The 21,747-nt window shown below is 50.2% G+C and carries 20 protein-coding genes and 2 pseudogenes; 7 read left to right on the top strand and 15 right to left on the bottom strand.

Annotated features, from left to right (window positions below):
• Position 1: 1 nt before the first annotated feature.
• Positions 2 to 1,126: a hypothetical protein gene (locus tag AACW87_RS08300; RefSeq protein ID WP_241324708.1), complete on the top strand. Its 1,125-nt coding sequence runs from the start codon at positions 2 to 4 to the stop codon at positions 1,124 to 1,126.
• Between the two features lie 124 nt (positions 1,127 to 1,250).
• Here AACW87_RS08300 and AACW87_RS08295 read toward each other — a convergent pair.
• A pseudogene (locus AACW87_RS08295) lies at positions 1,251 to 2,390 on the bottom strand (IS3 family transposase).
• 21 nt (positions 2,391 to 2,411) lie between these two features.
• Here AACW87_RS08295 and AACW87_RS08290 point away from each other — a divergent pair.
• Positions 2,412 to 3,164 (top strand): annotated as a pseudogene (locus AACW87_RS08290) (IS5 family transposase); the annotation flags it as partial.
• Between the two features lie 94 nt (positions 3,165 to 3,258).
• Here the strand turns inward: AACW87_RS08290 and AACW87_RS08285 are convergent.
• The 14 genes from AACW87_RS08285 to AACW87_RS08220 all read right to left on the bottom strand — a co-directional run bounded on the left by AACW87_RS08285 (position 3,259) and on the right by AACW87_RS08220 (position 16,952).
• Complete coding sequence (locus tag AACW87_RS08285) at positions 3,259 to 4,521, bottom strand: ATP-grasp domain-containing protein (RefSeq protein WP_241324707.1); 1,263 nt, start codon at positions 4,519 to 4,521, stop codon at positions 3,259 to 3,261.
• 7 nt (positions 4,522 to 4,528) lie between these two features.
• Positions 4,529 to 5,062 (bottom strand): class I SAM-dependent methyltransferase, encoded by a 534-nt coding sequence (locus tag AACW87_RS08280; RefSeq protein WP_241324706.1) that lies wholly within the window; start codon positions 5,060 to 5,062, stop codon positions 4,529 to 4,531.
• Positions 5,063 to 5,075: 13 nt separating this feature from the next.
• Positions 5,076 to 6,176 carry a DegT/DnrJ/EryC1/StrS family aminotransferase gene (locus tag AACW87_RS08275; RefSeq protein WP_277606746.1) on the bottom strand — a complete coding sequence of 367 codons (1,101 nt, stop codon included), beginning with the start codon at positions 6,174 to 6,176 and terminating at the stop codon, positions 5,076 to 5,078.
• A 17-nt stretch (positions 6,177 to 6,193) separates the two neighbouring features.
• Entirely contained in the window at positions 6,194 to 7,519 is a 1,326-nt protein-coding gene (locus AACW87_RS08270) for a glycosyltransferase family 2 protein (protein ID WP_241324704.1), read from the bottom strand.
• A gap of 42 nt (positions 7,520 to 7,561) precedes the next feature.
• Positions 7,562 to 8,872, bottom strand: a complete 1,311-nt coding sequence (locus AACW87_RS08265; protein ID WP_241324703.1) for a glycosyltransferase family 2 protein — start codon at positions 8,870 to 8,872, stop codon at positions 7,562 to 7,564.
• Positions 8,873 to 8,895: 23 nt separating this feature from the next.
• On the bottom strand, positions 8,896 to 9,558 hold the full coding sequence (locus AACW87_RS08260; RefSeq protein WP_241324702.1) for a class I SAM-dependent methyltransferase: 663 nt from the start codon (positions 9,556 to 9,558) through the stop codon (positions 8,896 to 8,898).
• A 14-nt stretch (positions 9,559 to 9,572) separates the two neighbouring features.
• Positions 9,573 to 10,778: a glycosyltransferase family 8 protein gene (locus AACW87_RS08255; protein ID WP_339385731.1), complete on the bottom strand. Its 1,206-nt coding sequence runs from the start codon at positions 10,776 to 10,778 to the stop codon at positions 9,573 to 9,575.
• A complete protein-coding gene (locus AACW87_RS08250; protein WP_241324700.1) occupies positions 10,708 to 11,652 on the bottom strand; it encodes a glycosyltransferase family 2 protein in 945 nt (314 codons plus the stop codon). Before AACW87_RS08250 ends, AACW87_RS08255 begins: the two co-directional genes overlap by 71 nt.
• A 172-nt stretch (positions 11,653 to 11,824) precedes the next feature.
• Entirely contained in the window at positions 11,825 to 13,030 is a 1,206-nt protein-coding gene (locus tag AACW87_RS08245) for an acyl-CoA reductase (RefSeq protein ID WP_241324699.1), read from the bottom strand.
• Positions 13,009 to 14,067, bottom strand: coding sequence for a LuxE/PaaK family acyltransferase (locus tag AACW87_RS08240; protein WP_241324698.1), 1,059 nt, complete (start codon positions 14,065 to 14,067; stop codon positions 13,009 to 13,011). The genes AACW87_RS08245 and AACW87_RS08240 overlap by 22 nt, the downstream gene beginning before the upstream one ends.
• Positions 14,067 to 15,437: an AMP-binding protein gene (locus AACW87_RS08235; protein ID WP_241325021.1), complete on the bottom strand. Its 1,371-nt coding sequence runs from the start codon at positions 15,435 to 15,437 to the stop codon at positions 14,067 to 14,069. The genes AACW87_RS08240 and AACW87_RS08235 overlap by 1 nt, the downstream gene beginning before the upstream one ends.
• Positions 15,437 to 16,186 carry an SDR family NAD(P)-dependent oxidoreductase gene (locus AACW87_RS08230; protein WP_241324697.1) on the bottom strand — a complete coding sequence of 250 codons (750 nt, stop codon included), beginning with the start codon at positions 16,184 to 16,186 and terminating at the stop codon, positions 15,437 to 15,439. The genes AACW87_RS08235 and AACW87_RS08230 overlap by 1 nt, the downstream gene beginning before the upstream one ends.
• Positions 16,186 to 16,419: an acyl carrier protein gene (locus tag AACW87_RS08225; protein ID WP_098981500.1), complete on the bottom strand. Its 234-nt coding sequence runs from the start codon at positions 16,417 to 16,419 to the stop codon at positions 16,186 to 16,188. Before AACW87_RS08225 ends, AACW87_RS08230 begins: the two co-directional genes overlap by 1 nt.
• Positions 16,416 to 16,952: a GNAT family N-acetyltransferase gene (locus tag AACW87_RS08220; RefSeq protein WP_241324696.1), complete on the bottom strand. Its 537-nt coding sequence runs from the start codon at positions 16,950 to 16,952 to the stop codon at positions 16,416 to 16,418. The genes AACW87_RS08225 and AACW87_RS08220 overlap by 4 nt, the downstream gene beginning before the upstream one ends.
• Positions 16,953 to 17,115: 163 nt before the next feature.
• Here AACW87_RS08220 and pseF point away from each other — a divergent pair, with 163 nt between their 5' ends.
• The 5 genes from pseF to AACW87_RS08195 are packed head-to-tail and all read left to right on the top strand — an operon-like array spanning position 17,116 to position 21,637.
• On the top strand, positions 17,116 to 17,811 hold the full coding sequence (gene pseF / locus AACW87_RS08215) for a pseudaminic acid cytidylyltransferase (protein WP_241324695.1): 696 nt from the start codon (positions 17,116 to 17,118) through the stop codon (positions 17,809 to 17,811).
• Positions 17,801 to 19,057 carry a UDP-2,4-diacetamido-2,4,6-trideoxy-beta-L-altropyranose hydrolase gene (gene pseG / locus AACW87_RS08210; protein ID WP_241324694.1) on the top strand — a complete coding sequence of 419 codons (1,257 nt, stop codon included), beginning with the start codon at positions 17,801 to 17,803 and terminating at the stop codon, positions 19,055 to 19,057. Before pseF ends, pseG begins: the two co-directional genes overlap by 11 nt.
• Positions 19,058 to 19,063: 6 nt before the next feature.
• Complete coding sequence (gene pseI / locus AACW87_RS08205) at positions 19,064 to 20,110, top strand: pseudaminic acid synthase (RefSeq protein WP_241324693.1); 1,047 nt, start codon at positions 19,064 to 19,066, stop codon at positions 20,108 to 20,110.
• Positions 20,103 to 21,395: a motility associated factor glycosyltransferase family protein gene (locus AACW87_RS08200; RefSeq protein ID WP_241325020.1), complete on the top strand. Its 1,293-nt coding sequence runs from the start codon at positions 20,103 to 20,105 to the stop codon at positions 21,393 to 21,395. The genes pseI and AACW87_RS08200 overlap by 8 nt, the downstream gene beginning before the upstream one ends.
• Complete coding sequence (locus AACW87_RS08195) at positions 21,392 to 21,637, top strand: hypothetical protein (RefSeq protein ID WP_241324692.1); 246 nt, start codon at positions 21,392 to 21,394, stop codon at positions 21,635 to 21,637. Before AACW87_RS08200 ends, AACW87_RS08195 begins: the two co-directional genes overlap by 4 nt.
• Positions 21,638 to 21,747 lie beyond the last annotated feature (110 nt).

Below are 21,747 nucleotides of genomic sequence, written 5' to 3'. Positions count from 1 at the left end.
TATGAAAAAAATCCTAGTAACTGATGTAGTATTTCCGACCCAGCTTTCCTTATGGAGAATATGTGAAACTGCCTCTTTCATAAAAGAGAAGGGGGCAGATATTATGGTCTTTAAAATTGATGGTTTTGCTGGGGTAAAGTACACAGTCGATTATGAGGAGATGAGAGATATATTGGGTTATGGTGAGTACAATATAATCATATTTGACCCTAGGTATAATCATCTAAATAAATTCAACAAAAGGATCGATGGTACTCAATGGAATGGTTTGTTTCCAGCGAGCTATATTTTCACAAAAAAAACAACCTTTAACATACATGGGTATGATGTTATCTATCATATTTTCCTTCATTGTTATCGGGAGTTTAATAAGCTCATTGAATATCCTAAAAACAAACAGGTGATTCACCTTTATCCTGGTGGCGGTTTCTCCGGCCAACAATCTATATATGACCTTCACCATGAAGTTAAATTAATATCAACAAACCCGAAAACCAGTCTAGTATTAAGCAAGTTAGGAATCACAAACTATCTTGAATGCCTAGGTGGGACCTTCTTCACAAGAGAAGGTATACACCCACATAAAGTATCAATAAAACATAAGGGTAGATTAATTGTTGCTTTTGCAAGCTTGGGACACTCGGTCGAAAAAGGGGCTAGCACTTACCTTGAAATAACAAAAAACTTTAAAGATAAATATCCATTATCGAATGTAAACTTCATTGCCATTGGCAATTATCCATTTGAACAACAAGGGGTTGAAATATATTCGCCAATGCCCATGATGAAATTGATTGATTTTTATAAAAGCAATGTAGATATATTAATTAGCATTGATACTGGCATTGCATTCAATGGATGGCCATTAGGTATTGAAGCCGCATTGACAGGTGCCCTTCTTGCTACAACAGATCCAAACAATCTGCAGCAGCACTATGATATTCCTGACAACTCTCTAGCAATATTTGATATATCAAACACTATAGGGATAGTAGATTTAATACACAGCATGGATGAGGACAGAATTGAGTTATTTAAACGGGGGAATAAATGCAGAGAATTTTTTTCAACAATGTGTAGCTATGAAAATCAACAGAGTAAAATATTTTCATATCTTTCTATTTAGATAAAAGATGGCATTTAGCGGACAGTTTCCCACAAAAGAGAATGGTCATATGGCTTCAAACCGGATAACAAAACGGTAGCCTTAGCGTGTTATCAGGAATCACCCTATGACCACAATGTAGTGGTCAACTAAATCCGGACACTTGGTTAGGCTGATTTTCGGCTTCTGCTGGCGGTATCCCATCATTGTGTTGATGTGGGCGCTGCCAGTTGTAGTAATCCATCTGGTAGTAACTGATATCTCGTTTCGCTTCTCGCAGGTTCATATAGCCCGTTGCCGGGAGCGACTCTGACTTCAGGCTCCTGAACAACCGCTCCATCGGCGCGTTATCCCAGCAGTTACCACGCCGACTCATGCTCTGGGTCCTGCGGTAGCTCCACAGCCATTGCCGAAATGCCCGGCTGCCGTATTGGCTGCCTTGGTAGGACGCCAGATGGACAACCTCGTTGCTGATACGCAATCTCGAGCGCTTTCACTGCTAGCTCGGCATCTGGTTTATCAGACATCATCCACCCCACAACTCACTGGGTATGAAAGTCGAGCACCGCGACCAAGTAATACCAACGGCCACAGTCTCAGACCTAGGTGATATTGCCACACCACGCCTGATTGGGTTGCTGAACATCAAATTCACGCGACAACAGATTGGGAATATCCTGTCGTTCAGACTAGGCAACCTGATAACGATGAGCGCCCGGTTGTTTGGATACCAGCCCGCGGCTACGCACCTTGAATCGTCCAATCCGGTACCCCAACTCCCGCATCATCTACATCAAGGCGCGACTGCCCGCTTGAGCCCCGGCTCTCTTTGAACAAACGGCGTAATGCGCTGCGTTGTTGCATCCGCTCACGGTTAATCGTCCGCTTGCGGGCTATATAGTCGTAAAAACAGGAAGTGGGGACATCGAAAGCGCAGCAGACCAGGGTGATGGGGGCTTGCTCCTTTAATCGGTCTATCAGCGCGTACGTGTGAGTTCGTCCGCCATCAAGAGAGCAGTAGCTTTTTTAGAATGTCTTTCTCGCGTTCAAGCCGGTTGATGCGAGCTTCCAGCTCCTGAATTTTCTGCAGCTCTGGGGTCAACGCCTTGCCGATAGGGGTTGTGCCAGTACGTTCGGATTGAAGCTGCTGAACCCATCGGCAAAGAACGGTTTCACCGACATCTAATGGACGGCTAGCTTCAGGGAGAGAATATCCCTGGTTGAGCACCAGGGATGCAGCTTCCAGTTTGAACTCGGCAGTAAATGAGCGACGTAATCTTGTCATTGATTACCGCATAAGCGGACCCCAACTCGCGAGTCACGCCAGGTGCTCGATGGCATTCTCTGGATACTCCACACCGACGCACCTTGGCAAGATCTGCCAGAACGTTTCAGCCCATGGAGTTCGGCCTATAACATCTTTCGACGTTGGCAGAGTACAGACTGCATCGATACCATCCTTGAAGCGCTGCAACTGCATCTCAATGAAGAGCCTTATTGACTTCGGCCTGTGGTGTCTTGACGGCTCCAATGTCAGGGCGTCCAAAGATACAGCCGGATAACTAAAAACCAAATATTAATCAATCACTTAACCACCAGCATGGCGGTTTTGGCAGCAAAGTCCACTTGGTCACTGATGGTAATGGTTTGCCGCTGAGGTTCTGCCTTTCGCCGGGGTAATCAGCGGAAATCAGATATGCGACAAGTGCATTGGCCATAGCCAGGATACCGACCTCATCAGACCATTATCGCATGCGTCCAGCTCATCTTGCCGCAGACAAGGCCTATAGCAGTAAGGCTTTCCAGGCCAAACTCTGGCGCAGGAGAGTAAAAGCGGTCATCCCGCAGCGCCGCGATCAGCAGCGGCACCATAATATTGGACAAAGTACGTTATCGCAGACGCAATGTGGTAGAGGGGTGTTTCGGATGATTGAAGAAGTTTCGCCGATTTTCAACAAGATATGAAAAGCTGGCGGGAAGTTTTGCAGCTTTTATCAAGCTAGCTTTTTGCCTTCGTTATTCACGGGAATTATTGGTGGACAGAAAACTAACATTTTGAGAGCACAGCCTAGGCTGAGGCCTGTGTCAGATAATAACGAGATCTGTGCATATGTTGCGGTGAAACAAATCACCGCAATTAGAACGTCCATCACTTATATAAGCATTCTAATTATATCAACTGAAAATGAAGGAATTCCTAATTTATCATTCACATTTTTTCGCTCTTTGAATGAATCATCAATAAATATAGCGGGAAAACTATTAATATAGTCATATTTATTGCTACATTTATCTATATGAATAATCTCATCGAAGACACCATGACAAATTTTTAATTCATCAAGTGACTTAAATATATCACCACCATGTTTGGTAATAAGGTGGATTTTTTTATATTCAGCTCTCATTTTATATATAAATGCTATCATTTCATAATTTACGTCTCCATTGACATGCAACGTATCATCAAAGTCGACATATATATGAGAAAAATCATACTTTAATTTTATTTTAGAAGACAATGAACGATCAACTTCGACATCAAGATTATTAGAGTAGAAGTTAACATCAACTCCCATTCTATCATATAGAGACAGCTCAATAAGATTGACACCATTAACACTTGTAATTGCACTAGTACCTGCGATTCTTGGGGCGATCTCAAGTAATGTAAGAATTCCTTCAGCATTTTCCTTTACTTGATAGAACCATGCTCCACGTAAATTAATAGCTCCATTTATAATACTGGCGATAGAATCAAAATCTGAATGATGGACAATTTTAGTGTTGACAGATATTCCGTTTGCAATGCGTCCTCGCTCACGTGCAGAGCAGAATCTCAGCCTTCCATATTGGTCAGTAAAACAATCAACAGTGAACTCTTTACCAGGTAGATATTCGAGCATCAATAGATTCGGCTCTCTATCTCTATAGAATGCCATTTCTTTAGAGTCATTGATAATTTTTATTCCCTTGGAACCCTGACCAACATCAGGTTTCATAAATACAGGGAACCTTTCTGGTATATCATTCAAATAAATATGAGGTGTTTTTATTAATGATGAAAACACATTATATGTCGCACTTTTAGACCTACATATGACACATGCATCAGCAGGAGAAGTCACGATTTCCGCATCAATTACCTCCCGATTAATAGCCAAGAATGTAATCACCTCATCATGAGCAGGAATAATGTATTCTATTTTCTCATTTTTTATAATTTCATTCAATTTTTCGATAAAATAAAAATCGGTGACATAAGGTATGTTACCAATATAATTGGCATATGAATATTGGCCATGGTCTTGACAACTACTTCCACCAATCAATTCAAAATGTATTGATTGTGCTAAAGCACGTTGCACTTCCAAGCCAATTTCAGAACCACATGGAAATACAAGAACCCTTTTCATATTACACTCACTTTATTGCTACAGTAGTATACTGATATGGCATAAGGAACCTTTCTTCATCCTCAATAGCAATAATTTCTACCGATGTAAAATCTTTTAGAAGGGCCTTTATACCATGCTCAGTGAATCTCCAGCAATCAGGTAGAGGGCCGTGTATCCTAAAATTGAATGGCGTAGTTAATAACAATATTCCATCTTTTTTCAGTATTCTATATATTTCTGTAATTGCAGAAAATGGATTCAAAGTATGTTCTAGGACTTCCGTACAGACAACAATATCAAATTTATTGTCAGAGATGACTTCCTTGTTATTTTCAGTAATGTCGATTACATATGTTGGTTCTGCATCTGGATTTATATCTGCAGTCATTATTCTTGCCTTCACAAAATGTTCTGCCGCGCCTAGATGAACTTGGGGTGCAATATCTAAGATCATCATATCTATAGCGTCTAGCTTTTCTGCCTGGCTCTTTAAGAAAATACTAACACTTTCTCTTATAACATGATAAACATGTATATCAAAATCAGATACTGTTTTCATTAAAAGCTCCTAGTCAATTCTTAATCAACATTATTACCCTATCAAGATCATTTTCATCAAGGCCAGGATATAATGGTAAACATATTACTTTATTGGAGAGGTCATTTGCATGTGTGAGATTAAGAGGAGATGCAGATGGGATACTTTTATACATTGGCATATTGCTGATTAATGGATAGAAGTATCTTCTTGCATAGATTCCACCAATTTTCAATTTTTCATAAAGCATGTCTCTATTCATACCATAAGCATCATCAACAATGATTGGGAAATATGAATAGTTAATATTATCTCTCTGAGCCTGCAAAGGCAAAATGATACCATCGATTTCTGATAGCTCATTGCAATAAATATCAAACGCTTGTTTTCTCTGTAAAATTGCATCATTAACATGCTTTAATTGCAATAGGCCGAATGCGGCATTAACCTCACTCATTTTTGCGTTAATACCAGGCGCAACGATAGTCACTTCGTCAGAAAAACCAAAGTTCTTTAAATAATCAATTCTTTTCTTCATTTTTGCAGATGAAGATATTATCGCACCGCCCTCAAAAGTATTAAAAACCTTTGTTGCATGAAAACTAAGTACAGACATATCACCATGCTTCAAGATACTTTCATCTTTATAATGAGTACCGAAGGCATGCGCAGCATCATAGATAACATGTAGGCCATAGTTATCTGCTATTCGTTGAATTTCTTCTATTTCACAAGGTGTCGAATAACAATGGACAGGTAAGATAGCAGTCGTATTTGGGGTAATAGCTTCTTCAATTTTTGAAGGATCAATGTTAAACGTCCCCGGTTTAACATCAACAAATACAGGGGTGAGATTGTTCCATATTAGTGCATGGCTAGTAGCAACAAAAGAATATGGAGTTGTAATCACTTCTCCTGTGACTCTCAATGCCTGTAAAGCTGTCACTAAGGCCAATGTACCATTGGTGAAAAGAGATAAGTACTCAACCCCAAGAAATTCACAGAGAGCTTTTTCTAGCTGCTTATGAAATGGGCCATTATTTGTCAACTGATGGTTTTCCCATATTTCCTCTAAATATGGAATGAACTCTCCCAAAGGAGGTAAATATGGTTTTGTAACTGGAATATCTTTCATATATAACATTTCCTAAATTAACACATCAATAAATGGGAAATATTCTTAATTTGATGCTGAGCGCATAGATACTCCTTCACAGATGAAAAAATACTATTATTTACAAAATCGATAGAAAGAAGGTCATCAAGTACAATGTAGTGACCATATGGTGCCCATTTCGATATGAGTTCATCACGAATAGATACTCCTCTAAACAGAGGCGTAATGACGATGATATCGTCAGTTGGGAATACATAGGTCTCAATAGCGGTTTTAGAAATAACTACCCCATTTTCCATCATCATGACAACCCCCTTATCAATCACTATATGGCGATCAGTATTTCTTACTATTGACTTATATATACTACCTGCACCGTAATATATTACATTACTAGGAGCTAAAGCACTTATTTCATTTTCTAAATTTGTTTTCAACCCAGAATAAAAACTATCTGCAAGATATTTTTCTGAAGTTCCCTGTAACAATGTATGTAGTTCCAGTGTATATTTTTGAAGGTGCCGAAAACCAAGATTTAAATATTTGCCATCATGCAACTCCATAATATATTTAGATACAGCAAGCATTTTAATACAGTGCGACATCTGCAGGGGGATATTTTTTTCTCTGGTACTACTCCAAGATCCAGACACAAATTCTCGGTATACAGACATACAATCGTTTAAATAAACTGCTCCAGAAAATAGCCCCATCAACTTTATAAAATAATCGCCAACATCAAGCCATGGATGCTTAGAAAAAAAATCATAAAATGTAGAAAATGCATACTTGCTGATAACCACAGAAGATATGTGAATAGTACTTGTGATAAATAGCTCACCCAATACTGAAAATGGAATAAATTCAGATTCTCCAGGCTCAACGGAAACTAGATGCTTACCATAAATACCATTAAATCCCCCTGTTTTTGCATTGAGCCTTCTTGTCGGATGAAATGATATATCTCCTCGCCTAGCAACTAATGCTGATACCTGCTTTTGTAATTTTTCTTTAGAGCACCAATAGTCATCCCCTTCACAAAAAGCAAAAAAACATCCGTTTGCATTTTCTGCAAAAAATTTCCATATAGAAAGTAAATCCCCTTTGGTGTACACATTATCACTTCGCTTCAGACTTTTAATGAGCAATGGATACTTTTTCTCATACTCGGTGATAATATTATACGATTGATCCGTAGAAGCATCATCATGCACCAGAATCTCAAATCTGAAATTGGTTTCTTGCATAATCATAGAATCAAGCGCACGTCGTAGGTATCTCTCATGATTGAATGAAAGACACAAAATGGAAACCATCACCTCACACCCTGACAACATAATGTCTGGTAAGCCTTTATTCATAATTAAACACCGAGATGGCAATCTAAATTGTTATTTAAATAATTAAATTACTTCGAACTCCGGTCGAACAGAAAGCAAATACTCATATATCTCGTTGTAATAAGCATCAGATGCGATAATAATTGCATTGACGTCAATTTCAGAAATACTCTCAGATGACAAAATAGAGGCTTCATAAACGCCATAATACTTTGATGGATTTTTATCAATTATATACTTTGGCCTGATACCAGCCGCTGATAACAAGCTATTAATTCTTAGTCCAATTTCGCCAGCACCGTATATGGCAAAATTATTATTAAATTTACTACCAAAATATAATATATTACGTATACGCTGATCAGAAAACCTATATCCCATACCCAATAAACACATTCGATAATCAAGCATCTCTTGTATTTTTATAGATGGTGAGACACTGGCCAATTTAACAACTGACTTTATATATTGGGAGATTAACTGCAACTCATGGTGCTTATCTATCAGGCCAAGTAAGAGTTGTAACTCCCCAAAGTTAAATCTATGCCTTATATTGTACAAATGTTTTATCAACTCAGCATTCAAGTCATCTATTACCTGTATAGAGTCACATGGTTTTTTATCTAAACGCCGTGATAAACCAACTAACATAGGAATTAAATATTCTGGACGCATAATTTTATTATTCTTTATAATAATCAATATATTATACATCCACACATTAAATATGGCACTCTTCATCTTATCTAGATTGGAAGACATTGTTCCATCACGTCGATGATATACTGCACCTATTTTATGTATAGTTATAAAGCTATTACCATTTAATGCCATTCTAAAAACAAGATCATAGTCCTCACATCCATATTCTGTTCTTGTTGTAGTATCAAAACCAGCAACATCAAGCAAATCACACTTGTGAAAAAGAAATGAATGAACTGGTGCCAAATTATCTATCATAAGAGCAGGAATCACATCACCGAAAGCAGGAAAAACCTCTCTGGAGAGGTCATTATCCTCATTAATCTCACTAAAACCAATGATGCTTATGGTCCCAGGTAATAATCTGATACTGGCCGTTTGAGCAGCTAGACAGCCTGGCAGCAATGTATCATCGGCGTCCAAAAACTTTATTAGTTTACCATTAGCATGCTTTATCCCGGTATTTCTGGCGGCCGAAAGACCTTGATTAGATTGCCTGAGCAATTTTATCTGGAATGAATAATTTTTTACAGGAAGCACAACAGGTTTGGTTGAACCATCATCAACGATAATGACCTCTAATGATCTGCAATCCTGGATCATAACAGAATCAAGGGCTCTTTCTAAATACATTTCCTGTTGGTAGCAAGGAATAACTATAGATATCAACATGAGCAGCTCCATTCAATAGGACATTACCTTTTTATAAGAATAACATCAGCCACACCATCAGAAGAGATGCTTTCAATGTCTATCATATCCTTGAACATCTTAGTGACATTGAATTCCTCGTCTTTATTCCATATAAAAAGATCCGCATCCTTTACACAAAAATTCCATTGATGCATTCCAATATAATTTTCATGTTCAGCTTCATTTTGGGAGTGCTGTAGGTATATATAACCACCGACCTTAGTTACCGATATCATATTGGATATACAAACCAGTGGATTGTAACTATGGTCGAGCGTATTTCGTGCATAGGATATATCAAATGTATTAACATCAAACTTCTCTAGTAATCGCTCGGTTTCACAAAACTCGGTCAATATTGGAGGAGGTGATGGAAACACAAGCTTCTGGTACTCATCAGCCAGCGCATCTATCGCCGAGATCCTTACTTGCTTGGTTGGATGCTGCTTACCGATTATGGTCAATGGTCCGGCACCACAGTCCAATATATTGATAACATTCCCCTGCAATTTATCACATAGTTCAACAAATATACTCTGCAGCGGAAGAAACGGATTTAATCTATCCGCAAAATCACAAGGCCATTCCCCTCCCTGGCTATCCGTCCATGATGTCCAGAATCTAATTTCTGAACGAATACCAGTCTCCCATTTCTCTTTGATCATGTAGATCTTTTATCCTAAATAACAATTATACCAGCAGCAGCTGAATTTTCGATTTCAGCCACTATCTCATTACGATATGGGATAGATGCGACAATGATTGCATCTACTTTTTCATCTAGTTGAACTGAATTATATATTTTCATTCCCAAAAATTTTCCGTGGATATTTTTGTCAATGAAATATACCAAAATATAGTCTGGATGATTGCTTTGCAGATAATGACACAGGCGTCGTCCACGCTGACCACAGCCCCAAATTGCAAGTTTACCCCCCATAGGAAATATTGCTAACAATTGACTAAGTAAACGATAGTCATCGTTATCAAGAAAACACTCTAGGGCTTCATTGCTATATAATGTTTTTGCACGACAAATGCGATAATGTTCAGTATAAGGGTGTATTGATGAAATATGCCATGGCTTTTCCTGTCCACAAAAATGAACCAGGACAGGTTCAAGGGAATCTACCCTGTTAATATGATTTGGTTGAGCATTCCATTTACAGTCAAGATAGAACGTTCTATTTTCCAGCACAATATTCAATGCATCCTGATCATTGTGTTCAAAACCATTATTCTCAATAAGTAAGTCCAATGCCTTCTGGCTAATATTATTAGCTCGCCATTTAACAAGATCCATCAACATGAATCCAGCATTAAAATATCTTCCTATGGAGATTCCTCTTTCCTGTTGCTTGTCCTTATCGAACCCTAATATGTGATCGAGAACCACAGCAACAACGGCATCACCCATGTCTATCGACCAGAGCGAACTGATATTCCCCACCGCAATCATATCTGCATCAATGAACAAGACCTTTTCAATATTGTGCAATGCTTCAGGTATGGCGAAACGATAATAAGTAACCTCATTTAATCTATTATTATAAAGGTCACTGATTGGAATGTTTTTATAGTCTGGGAATTTATCATAAAACTGAATGTTTGTATTTTTGGAAACCAACGCCGACAGCTTGAATATGTTTTGTTCATTTAGCCTACCCAAAATATGACACATTAATTGGAAGTCATGATTGAGATGCTTACCAAGACTATATATCAAGGCTGCCAGATGAATTGCAAAGGCATCATCAATACAGAAGGCAACATGGATGGTTTTTCTCATGTGATTCCCCGGTAAACGCTGTAAATCAACCAAATATCCTTCGACGTACCAGTTCAGGTTCATTTTTATGTTGCCAAGCAAACTCATGGCGCTCATCAAAGAACCACCGATACTGAACGGAATAAGTAATAAAGGTATTAAACAACGCCCAGTTTTTGGCGCGCAAAAAATACAGCGCTGTAGAAAACCACAAGTGACTTTTCCCTCTATTGACTATCTGTTCATCAATTCCTGCCTGGAGCGCCAAATCACACGCGGCCAGCATATCTTGCAAAGCAAGCTTGCGATGGGCTTCAGAAGTGCGAATAGATCCACAGATACTGTCACCATGGACTCGATAACGCCCATATACCTGCAGAATACGGTCTATATTTCCGCCCAGATAAGATGAATTAAGAATATGCCAAGAGTAATCATTCACTATGTGGCAGCCCAGATTCACTGCATCCAGCATTCTTGCATGCCGGCGAAAAGCACAGGAACTGGTATTGAAAAAGAGTCCATATTGCACCAGATGCTCCGGACCTGCTCGATCAGGGATGTATTTGGCATTGTAATAATCCCTGCTAAACAGCGAGGTTGTCCGGCTCGTATCACTATCAAATACTTCCGCTTCGTGATAAACGAAACCACAATCTGGATGCCTATCCAGATGGTCGGCCAGCACCTGCAGCTTACCGGGCAGGGCCAAGTCATCACCATCGACATACACCATATATGTGCCCCGAGCCTGTCCCAATAAAGCGCGGATAGTCAGACACACCCCCATATTCTGTGAATTCTGTGACACACGTAACAAAGGCCACTGCCGCGCCAGCCGCTGCAAGATGGCCCAGGAGTCATCACTCGAGCCGTCATCGATGGCGATCACCTCGAACTCGAAATCAGTTTGCTGCTCGAGCAGGCTGAGCAGGCAGGGTTCGATGAAGCGCGCCAGATTGTAGACAGGCACCAATACGCTGACTTTCATAGGGAAATCCAAGAGAAGATGAGTAGAAAAGAAGCGGATGGGAGAAAATGGGCAAGGCTACCGCACGGTCCCTGTCAACCCTTCCCCCCCTCTCTGTCAGGTTTTACTGCAAGAGATATGCCTGACCAAGCTAATCCATTGAAGCTGCGGGATTTATGTGAGCCACACCCGATTATTCATGCTGGACAAGGCCACGGCCGCAAACGTGCAGCATGTCTATCCCATCCCAGTGCCACTCGAATGCCAGCGCCTGTCCCGGCGCCACCACCCTGTCTATGCGGCAGGTGGGCGCATTCGGCAAGGCATCCTCAAGCTGCGCCTTGTGTGCACCGACCCAGACACAGGTCTGCATATCCCACGGCTGCAACAGCAGCTCATTCAGGGTATCGGCCACAAACTCGGCGACTGTACCTCCTCCGACGTGTGCGAGCCGCAGGGAGGCGGCTGGAGTCAATAAGGTGACACCCGGGAATGTGCTCAGCTGCATCTCACCGTCCAGGGCGGCATTTTGTTGACTGTGGATGAGCCGCTCCATCACCAGAGCGGGATCGTCGGCAAAGGGCGCAAACAGGGCCTCCAGCAGACGGCGGCGCAACGCTTCGTCGGGCTCGCCCAGCCAGCAGAGGGTGGTCGGCGAGGCACAGGCCTGCTGATTGAAACGGGTGCAATCCTGTTGCAGGGCACCCAGGGTCTGTTGCCAGCCCACAGCATCCAGCCCGGCCAGCCAGTGGCTGTCGAGCACCGCCATGGAGCGGCGATCCGGAAATACCACTTCCTGTGCACTTGGAGAGAGAGGAATGGCCCGCACCTGGCGGATGGTCTCGTCGCCGCCCCAGATGATGCGCAGCCGGCAGCGGGCCGACAACCAGCCGGTGGTGCCTTCGTCGTGGCCATAGCGAATGAAGCGGGTGCGCATGGCGATCCCCTGCCACTCAACCTGGCTGAAGAGGTCGTTCAGTATGGCCAGCATGGCATCCTGTACCGGATCGCGGCGCGACGACAGCCGCACCACGCAGGGGTTGCCCATCAACAGGGCCATCAGCCAGGAGTAGAAGGCCACTGTCGGTACGTTGGAGGGCACCAGGTGAAACGCGACCCCCACCGGCCCCCGCCCCTGCAGCCGTTGCCGCTCTCTGGCCAGCTGGCGCGGCCGCAGCCAGAAGCCGAACGCGGCCAGATCGGGATGACGCCGCCCCTCCTGCTGCAGGCGGGTCGACAGGGCCGCCACGAAGTCGCAGATGACGGGGGCGAAGCAGGGCAGCGGCTGCGGGCAGAAGGTCTGCCAGCTGGCAGCCGGTGCCACGAAGCTGACGTCGGGCCCCGTCAACCAAAGCCCCTCTGCCGCCGCAGGCGGCGTCACTGGAAGGTGTCGCTGCATCCCCTCACCTCGGCGCCTTGCTGGCGTCCTGATACCTGAAAATAACGGCCATGGCGGCCACAGGGGCAGTCATCCTCCCCCAGCAGCACGCCAAGATCCTCGGTCAGCAGGCTGTGGCCTGGATAACTGCCGGGAATGGCGGAGATCACCTGCAACAAACCGGGCTGACCGACCCCGAGTGGCTGATGGGTAAGCGGATCCCGCACCTGCAGATCGGCAAACACGGGGGCATGCAGGTGCCCCTGCTCGCACTCGACGAAGATGGAGCCCACCTGCTCCACCATGCCGTAGAAGTTGTGTACCCGGCCCAGCCCCAGCAGATCGCGGCAACGCGCCTTGAAGGCGGGATTGTCCACCGCCAGATGCTGCAGCTTCTTCCAGCCGCCGCTGTGAAACAAAATGCCCTGCTCAAAGGGCAGGTGCAGTCCGCGCTCGCGCAGGGGCTCCAGCAGGCATTGCCAGACCATGAAGGTAAAGCCGAACAGCAGCACAGGCTGACCTGCGTATTTGTCGCAAAATGCCTCTATCACCGGCCAGTTGGGCCGCATCTGCTCGTCGAGGGCATAGGTGTGGTCCCGGCCGAGAAAGGAGAGCCCCAGGGCACCTGCACCACGCGCCGAAAAGCCGTTGCGGTTCTGGATGAGGGCGGGCTGCTCCACCAGCAGCATGGGCAGCCGCTGCTTGCCGACAAACTCCTGCAGTATCTTCACCAGCACCTTGCTCTGCAACGCTGCGGTCTCCCGGTCCAGCACTATCCGTGACGGCGCTCCCGTGGTGCCCGACGAGGTGAGCACCTTGAACACCTCAGCCTCGGGCACGCTCTGCCACTGGGCCAGCTTGAACAGCCGGGCCGCCAGATAGGGCAGAGCGCCATAATCGGCAGCGTCAGTCGTCCAGCCGAAGGCATGCAGCACATTGGCATAAGGGGGACAGTGCTCGACATGGTGACGGGTCAGGGCATTGAGCCGCGCCAGCAACAGCGCCTGTTTGGCGGCCTGGGGCAGGTCGAAGATGGGGGCGGCGAGCAAGCTTTCCATCACGCCTCCTCCGCCAGTCTGGTCAGGGCGGCATAGTCAATCTTGTGGTTGGCGGTGCGCGGCAGCTGTGCCACCTGTATCACCCGCACCGCCCGTGGCGGTGCCTGTAACCACTGCGCCAGCTCACGCTGCAAGCCGTCGGCCGTCAGTTCGTCATGGGGTTCGACGACCACCAGCAGGCTGTCATCACGCCCGCCACAAGCCCCCGACCAGCCCCAGCGATGGAGCTGGCTCTCGACCTCTGCCAGGCTGATCCGCTTGCCGAACAACTTGAGAAAACGACTGAGACGGCCGCAGATGTAGTAGCGGCCCGCCTCGTCACTGCGAGCCAGATCGCCGGTGGCCAGTTCCTGCAGCAGGGCGCCCTGCACCAGATCTTCGACGGTAGTGGCATAGCCCAGCATGACGTTGTCGCCGCGATAGACCAGTTCCCCCTCCCCGGGCTTGCCCCCCTCCAGCTCGCGCAGGGAGAAGTGGCCGCCGGGAATGGCGCGGCCGATGGCATCCGGATGGGTGACCACCTCGTGCGCCGCCAGCCAGGCCATGCGCGCCGTCGCCTCTGTCTGGCCATACATGACGAAGAAACGGCGCCCCAGCCGCAGCGCCTGTTCGGCAAACTGCTGCGCCAGCGCGGGTTCGAGTCGCCCCCCCGCCTGGGTCAGGGTCTGCAGGGAGGGATACCGGGCCCAGTCAAAGCGCAGCCGGGCCAGCATCTGATAGGTAAAGGGCACCCCGGCAAAACTGCTCACGCCGTGCTGCTCGATCTGCTGCCAGAAGTCGCGCTCCAGCACGCTCCCCTCGCTCTGCACCAGGGAGGCACCCACCAGCAGATGGCTGTTGAGCACCGAGAGGCCATAGGAGTAGAACAGCGGCAGGCTGGTGATGGCTCGCTCGGCCGTCGTCAGCGCCAGATAGTCGGCGATGGAGGCAGCGTTGGCGGCCAGATTGCGGCCCGAGAGGCGCACCCACTTGGCACTGCCCGTGCTGCCCGAGGTAGGCAACAGCACCGCCAGCTCGGGGTGCAACAGTGGGCTGCTCTCCCTGAGACGGATCAACTCCCCTGCTTCATTTACCCGGCAGGTCACGGCGAACTGCTGGCAGCTGGCCTGATGCTGGGCCAATGGCAGGGCGGGATCCGCCAGCATCACCGCATGTCCCAGCCTGAGAGCGGCCAGATAATGCAGCAGATGGGAAGTGCGGGTGAAGAAGGGCAGATAGACGAGGCTGCGCTCCCTCGGGTAAGTCGCCGCCACTTGCATTACCCGCCGCGCCAGCTCGCCGTAGGAGAGCCAGCCATCCAGCGGATCCCGCCAGGCCGGCGCCGGGTTATCCTCATGCAGATGGGCGAGTAGAGGATGGCGTTGCTTCATCAAACCAACATGCCTCCATCCACGCCTATGACCTGACCGGTCACGTAACTCGACAGGTCGGAGGCGAGGAACAGCGCTACCCTGGCCACCTCGTCCGGCGTGCCGATCCGCCCCATGGCGATGCTGGCGAGACGCTCGGCGAACTTCTGGTCCGGGATGGCACGCGCCATCTCGGTATCGATAAAGCCGGGGGCTATGGCGTTGACCCGGATCTGGCTGACGGCCAGCTCCTTGGCCAGCGACTGGGTGATACCGATCACCGCCGCCTTGCTGCCGGCATAGCTGCTGAGCCCGGCGGCGCCCACCCGCCCCATCAGGGAGGCGAGATTGATGATGCTGCCGCCACCGCTGCGCTGCATCAGGCGGGCGGCATACTGGCTGCAATAGACAACGCTGAAGGTGTTGTGGCTGAAGGTCTGCTCCAGCTGGGCCTGATTGACCATGCCGAGCAGCCCCTCTTCCAGTATCCCGGCATTGTTGACCAGCACGTCCAGCTGGCGCGTCCGGGCAAACAACTGCTGAAAGGCCTGCTTGACCGCCTGCGGCTCGGCCACGTCGAAACAGAGCGGCTGGCAGGGGACGCCGAACTCGGCGCCGAGGGCGGCCGCCAACTGGCTCATGGCCGCTTCATCGCGGCCCCCCAGCCAGAGCTCGGCCCCCTGCGCGGCAAACTGGCGGGCGATGGCGAGGCCAATGCCGCGCCCGGCACCCGTGATCAGCGCCCGCTTGCCCTGCAGCAGCCCCAGCATCAGAGGGCGACCCCGTATTTGGCGAGGATCTCCCGCGCCTTGGCGACCGAGCTCATGTCGATGATGTCATCGGTATCGAGCAGGACGCCGTAGCAATCCTCCAGCTGGGCGATCAGGCCCATGTGGGCGACGGAGTCCCACTGGGGAATGCTGTTGTAAGCCAGCCCGTCGCTGACGGTGCTGACGTCTATGCCGAGGGCATCGGCGAAAACCTGTTCCAACGCTGTAGTCATCTGAAAAATCTCCGTAGCCGTTCACGGGCGGCATAATAATCGGCGGGTTGCAGTTCAAGGGCGAGAAAGTCGCCCTCCTGCCCATGTTGGCGATAACCCAGCTGTTCGTTCAGGCGAAGGGCGGCGCCGTTGCCCGCGCGCACCAGAGTGCGGATGCAGCCGAGCTCGAAGGTATCGAAACCCTGATCGAGCTGGGACAGGGCGGCGGCAACGGCCAGCATGGGATGACGAACGGTGGAGGTGCCCAGATAGAGGCCGGCGTCAGCCACCGGCTGCCCCTGCAACGGCTGCCGCGTCTCCCCTTTAAGATTGACGTAGCCTGCCCGCTGACCCCGGCACCAGAGCACCCAGTGCAGCTGATCCGGCCGCTCACGGCTGCTGGCAAACCACTGCCGCTGCTGGCGGGGGGAGATGAGCGCCTGTTCGACCATCTGCAGCCGTACCTCATCCTGATTGCGCCAGCGCCTCAGCGTGGGCAAGTCCCACTGCTGAACCGGGCGCAGCTCGACACCATAACTCATGCTCAATACCACCCACTTCCCATCACTTGCCCATGTTATCGACCACCAAGGAACAATTCCGTAGTAAAAAGCGATAATATAAGAGAGGAAATCAGTATAATATCAAAAATAATCAAAGAGTTGTCATCAATTATCATACCGGCCGTTACGCCGGGTCCCTCAGGGAGAGAGCACCATGGCCATCGCCATCATTCCGGCCCGGGGCGGCAGCAAGCGCATTCCCCGCAAGAATATCCGCCCCTTCTGCGGCCAGCCCATGCTCGCCTACGCCATTCAGGCAGCCAGGGCGGCAGGCTGCTTCAGCCGCATTGTGGTCTCCACCGATGATGAGGAGGTCGCCGACGTTGCCCGCCAACTCGGCGCCGAGGTGCCCTTCCTGCGCCCCGCCAGCCTGGCCGACGACCATACCGGCACCACCCCGGTGGTGATCGATACCATCCGGCGACTCGACCAGCTCGGCATCCAGGCAGAACACTACTGCTGCATCTATGCCACTGTGCCTCTCATTCAGGCCAGCGATCTCAGCGCCGCCCACGATCACCTGCTCGCCAGCCAGGCGCCCTTCGTCTACACGGTGGCCGAATTCGGCTTCCCCATCCAGCGGGCGGTGCGCATGGACACGCAGGGCAGAGTCAGCCCCTTCTGGCCGGAGCAGATGGCGAAACGATCCCAGGATCTGGAGCCCGCCTACCAGGATGCCGGCCAGTTCTACTGGGGCAGCCGCGCGGCCTGGCTGGGGGGCATAAGCCCGGTAGGCGGGGAAGGGATCGGCCATATTCTGCCAAGGCACAGGGTGGTCGACATAGATACGCCGGAAGACTGGCACTTGGCCGAACTGCTCTATCGGGTGCTGAGCCAGGATGGCGTTTAACGTCGCCTTCCGGCTCGATGCCGGCGCCGAAATAGGGCTGGGCCACCTGATGCGCTGCCTGGCCATCGCCGATCGGCTGCGGGCGGCGGGGGCCGAGTGCCACTTTCTCTGCCACGACTTGCCCGCACATCTGCTGCCGCTGCTGCAGCCCCATCACCATCATTCCCTGAGCGCGCTGGACGACGCCGGCCCGCTGCCTGGCTTGCGGCCCGATTGGCTGGTGTTCGATCACTACCAAATTGACCACATGGTCGAACAAAAACTGGCGATCCACTGTGGCCGCTTGCTGGTGATCGACGATCTGGCCGATCGCCCGCACCACTGCCAGTTGCAGCTGGATCAGGGACCACTGCGCACAGCCGCCGATTACCAACCGCTGATTCCGGCCGATTGCCGACTATTGCTTGGCACCGACTATGCCCTGCTGAGGCCCGCCTATCGCCAGCTGGCACGTCAACAAACCAGCCAGTGGCAGCAAGGGCTTATCTGCTTCGGCGGCGCCGACCCGGCCGGTGCCTGCCTCACTACCCTCAACAGTCTGGCCCGCTTGCCCTGGGCGCGAACCATCCGGTGGACCCTGGTGGCAGGCGGCGCCAACCCCTTCTGGCCCGAGCTGGAGCAGAGGGTGGCCGAGCTGTCCGAGCTCAAGATAGTGCTGCTGCGCCAGAGCGATCAGATGGCGCAGTTGATGAATCAGCATGACTTCACCATCGGCGCCGCCGGCGGCATGACCTGGGAGCGAGCCTGCCTCGGCCTGCCGACCCTGGCGGTGCCCATAGTCGACAACCAGCAGTTCAACGATCAAGTGATAGCCCGCTTCCAGCTGGCCGAGCGGCTGACGCTGAGCGAGCTGGCCGAGCCGGCGCAGCTCCTGCAGGCCCTGCAGCGGCTGGAGCGACAGGCCGATGACTATCGCCAGCGCGGCCAGCAACAGGTAGATGGCCTGGGGTTGGATCGCCTCGCCGCCTGGCTGCTGCCCCAAGCCGATTACCAGCTGGAGCCTGACGGCCAGCAGTGGCAGTTCCACCAGGATGACAAACATCTGCTCACCCTGACGCTGAGCGGCCAGCGGCTGACATGGCAGGCCACCCGGCCACTTCAGCCCACAGAGTGGCAAGAGCTGGCACATCGCTTGCAGACAATTTTCTCCCAATTTCCCCTCTATCTTGCCGAGCCACCGCAGATAGCGCCCCCTGCCCCCTGGCAGCCGGCGCCGCAAGGCTGGCAACTTGGCACAGGAGCCTAACCACAGATGCAGATCGCCCATCAATCCATAGGCCCGGCGCAGGCGCCCTACGTGATCGCCGAGCTCTCGGCCAACCACAACGGCAACCTGGAACGCGCGCTGGCCATCATGACCGCCGCCAAGGCGGCCGGAGCCAGTGCAGTCAAACTGCAGACCTACAGACCCGATACCATCACCCTCAGAAGCGACAGGCCCGAGTTCCAGATCCACGGCGGCCTGTGGGATGGTCACAGTCTGTACGACCTCTACGAGTGGGCGCACACGCCGTGGGAATGGCATCAGGCCCTGTTTGCCAAGGGACGCGAGCTGGGGCTGACGGTGTTCAGCAGCCCGTTCGATTTCAGCGCCGTGGATCTGCTGGAATCCCTCGACTGCCCGGCCTACAAGATTGCCTCCTTCGAGCTGGTGGACCTGCCCCTGATCCGCTACGCCGCCCAGACCGGCAAGCCGCTCATCATGTCCACCGGCATGGCCAACGAAGCCGAGATCGCCGCCGCCGTCGAGATGGCGCTCAAGCATGGCAGCGGCCAGCTGGCGCTGCTGCACTGCGTCAGCGGCTATCCGGCGCCCGCGGCCGAATACAACCTGCGCACCATCCCCATGCTGCGCCAGCGCTTTGGCGTAGAGGTGGGGCTCTCGGATCACACCCTGGGTGCGGCGACCGCCATCGCCGCCACAGCGCTCGGGGCGACCCTCATCGAGAAGCACTTCACCCTGGCCCGCGCCGATGGCGGACCGGATTGCGCCTTCTCCATGGAACCGGCCGAGCTCACCGAGCTCATTGCCTCGGTCAACACCGCCCATGCGGCGCTCGGGGTGGCCGACTACCAGCTCACCCAGAGCGAGCAGGGCAACCGCGCCTTTCGTCGCTCCCTCTATCTGGTCAAAGATATTGCGGCCGGAGAGGCGCTCACCGCCGCCCACATCAAGTCGGTGCGCCCCGCCCTCGGCCTGCCCCCTGCCGATTACGATCGACTCATCGGCAAGCTGGTCAGCCGCGACATGACAGCCAATCAGCCGCTGAGCTGGGAGTGGATTGAACAAGATGAATGAAGAGCGGCTACGCCACCACCTAGCGCTAATTGAACAGCGCTGGCCAGCCTTGGCGGCGATCCTTACCGAGGTGCAATTGGGCGACCTACAGGTGGAGTTGTGCGAGGGAGCTGGCAGTACCTTGCTGGTTAACGGCATACAACTCACCAGCCGTCATGACCGTGTAGCGGAGGCCAACTTACAGGCAACGAGCCTTCCCGAAGTGCAAACATTGCACATATACGGTACTGGACTCGGGGACTTACAGCGTGTCCTACTCACCCGTCCACATCTGAAAACGCTACATGTACATATTATGCATCGCTCTCTTTTTGCTCTGGTACTTGCTCTGCTTGAGCACGATGACTGGCTGCAAGATCCTAGAGTACATTTGAAGCTGGCAGGGGATGAATCAGAGATATCCCTCCCCTTTTTTGCCCTACCCAGCGAGCTGGAGCTAGCCGAAGATGCCGCATATCGCATCCGTGGCCGTCTAGTGAGCGAAGTGATGGCCGGGTATGTTCGTCAACGCTTTAATCCGGACTCACCTCGGGTCAAGGAACGGTTGGAACAGAACCTACCTTATATTCACCATGATGGGGATGTCGCCAGCCTGTTTAACACACAGGTAGGCTCTACCGCTCTGGTCATTGCCAGTGGCCCAACTCTGGCGCAACACCTGCCAACCCTGGCTGAGCAACTCGCTCGCCATCCGGATTGGTTTGTACTCAGTGTCGACACTGCGCTCGCGCCCCTTCGACGACATGGTATCACTCCCCATGTCGTAGTCTGTATTGACGATACTCTAACCCCGGACAAGATGGCCAGCCAGGAAATAGGTAATGTGCCTCTCGTTTATGCTCCCATGGTACCCAGTGACACTCTATCCAGCTGGCCTGGCCCTCGCCTTGTGACCTATTCTCCTAGCCCTATATATACCAAGTTACGACAATCCCACCCCAGAGGGGTACTACACCAGGGAGGGAGCGTCATCCATCCAACTGTTGATTTGGCAGTGAAGATGGGTAGCTTGGAGGTCATCTTGCTTGGCTGTGATTTCGCTTTCCCCGGTGACCAAACCCACACTGGTTGGCAGGATGGAGCCCTTGGCCCTATTGCCAGTCAAGCCCTAAGTTGGGTGCTAGATGGACATGGCAAACGAGTCAGCACCAATCCCAATTTTACTACCTACCAGATCGAACTTGAGCGTTATATAGCAGCGCATCCAGGTGTGCGGTTCTGGAACTGCAGCCGAGACGGTGCAGCACTGCTGCATTGCAGCTATCACCCTGAGTTCGTAGCATGAAAATTAGAAAAGAGTGTATAGCGCTTGCCCAGAACTTTCGCCTTGGTCATCACGTTGAGAGCGCCCTGCTCCTGCCAACTTTAATTGAAAAGGTGCTGCAAGCCATCCCCTCGGAGCATCATAATGAGGCGGTCACCATAATCAGCGCCTTGCTGGCCTGTCAGGAACGCCACGACTGGTTAGGGCTAGCCGACTGGCTGGAGGGAGAGCTCACTGCATTGCTTCAGTCCCCAGCTTCGTAGATACTTATAATGAAGGAAAAACACCTTATAACATATTCAGGAAGAGTCTAATTTTGATGTCGAAGGGTATACATTTAAAATGTGCCATAAACAAGACTCTTGTTTAAAAC

The sequence above is a fragment of the Aeromonas sp. MR7 genome, assembly GCF_963899385.1.
Taxonomy (GTDB): domain Bacteria; phylum Pseudomonadota; class Gammaproteobacteria; order Enterobacterales; family Aeromonadaceae; genus Aeromonas; species Aeromonas bestiarum.
Note: the sequence above shows the minus strand (reverse complement) of the source record. Positions and strands in the feature narration are given on the sequence as shown.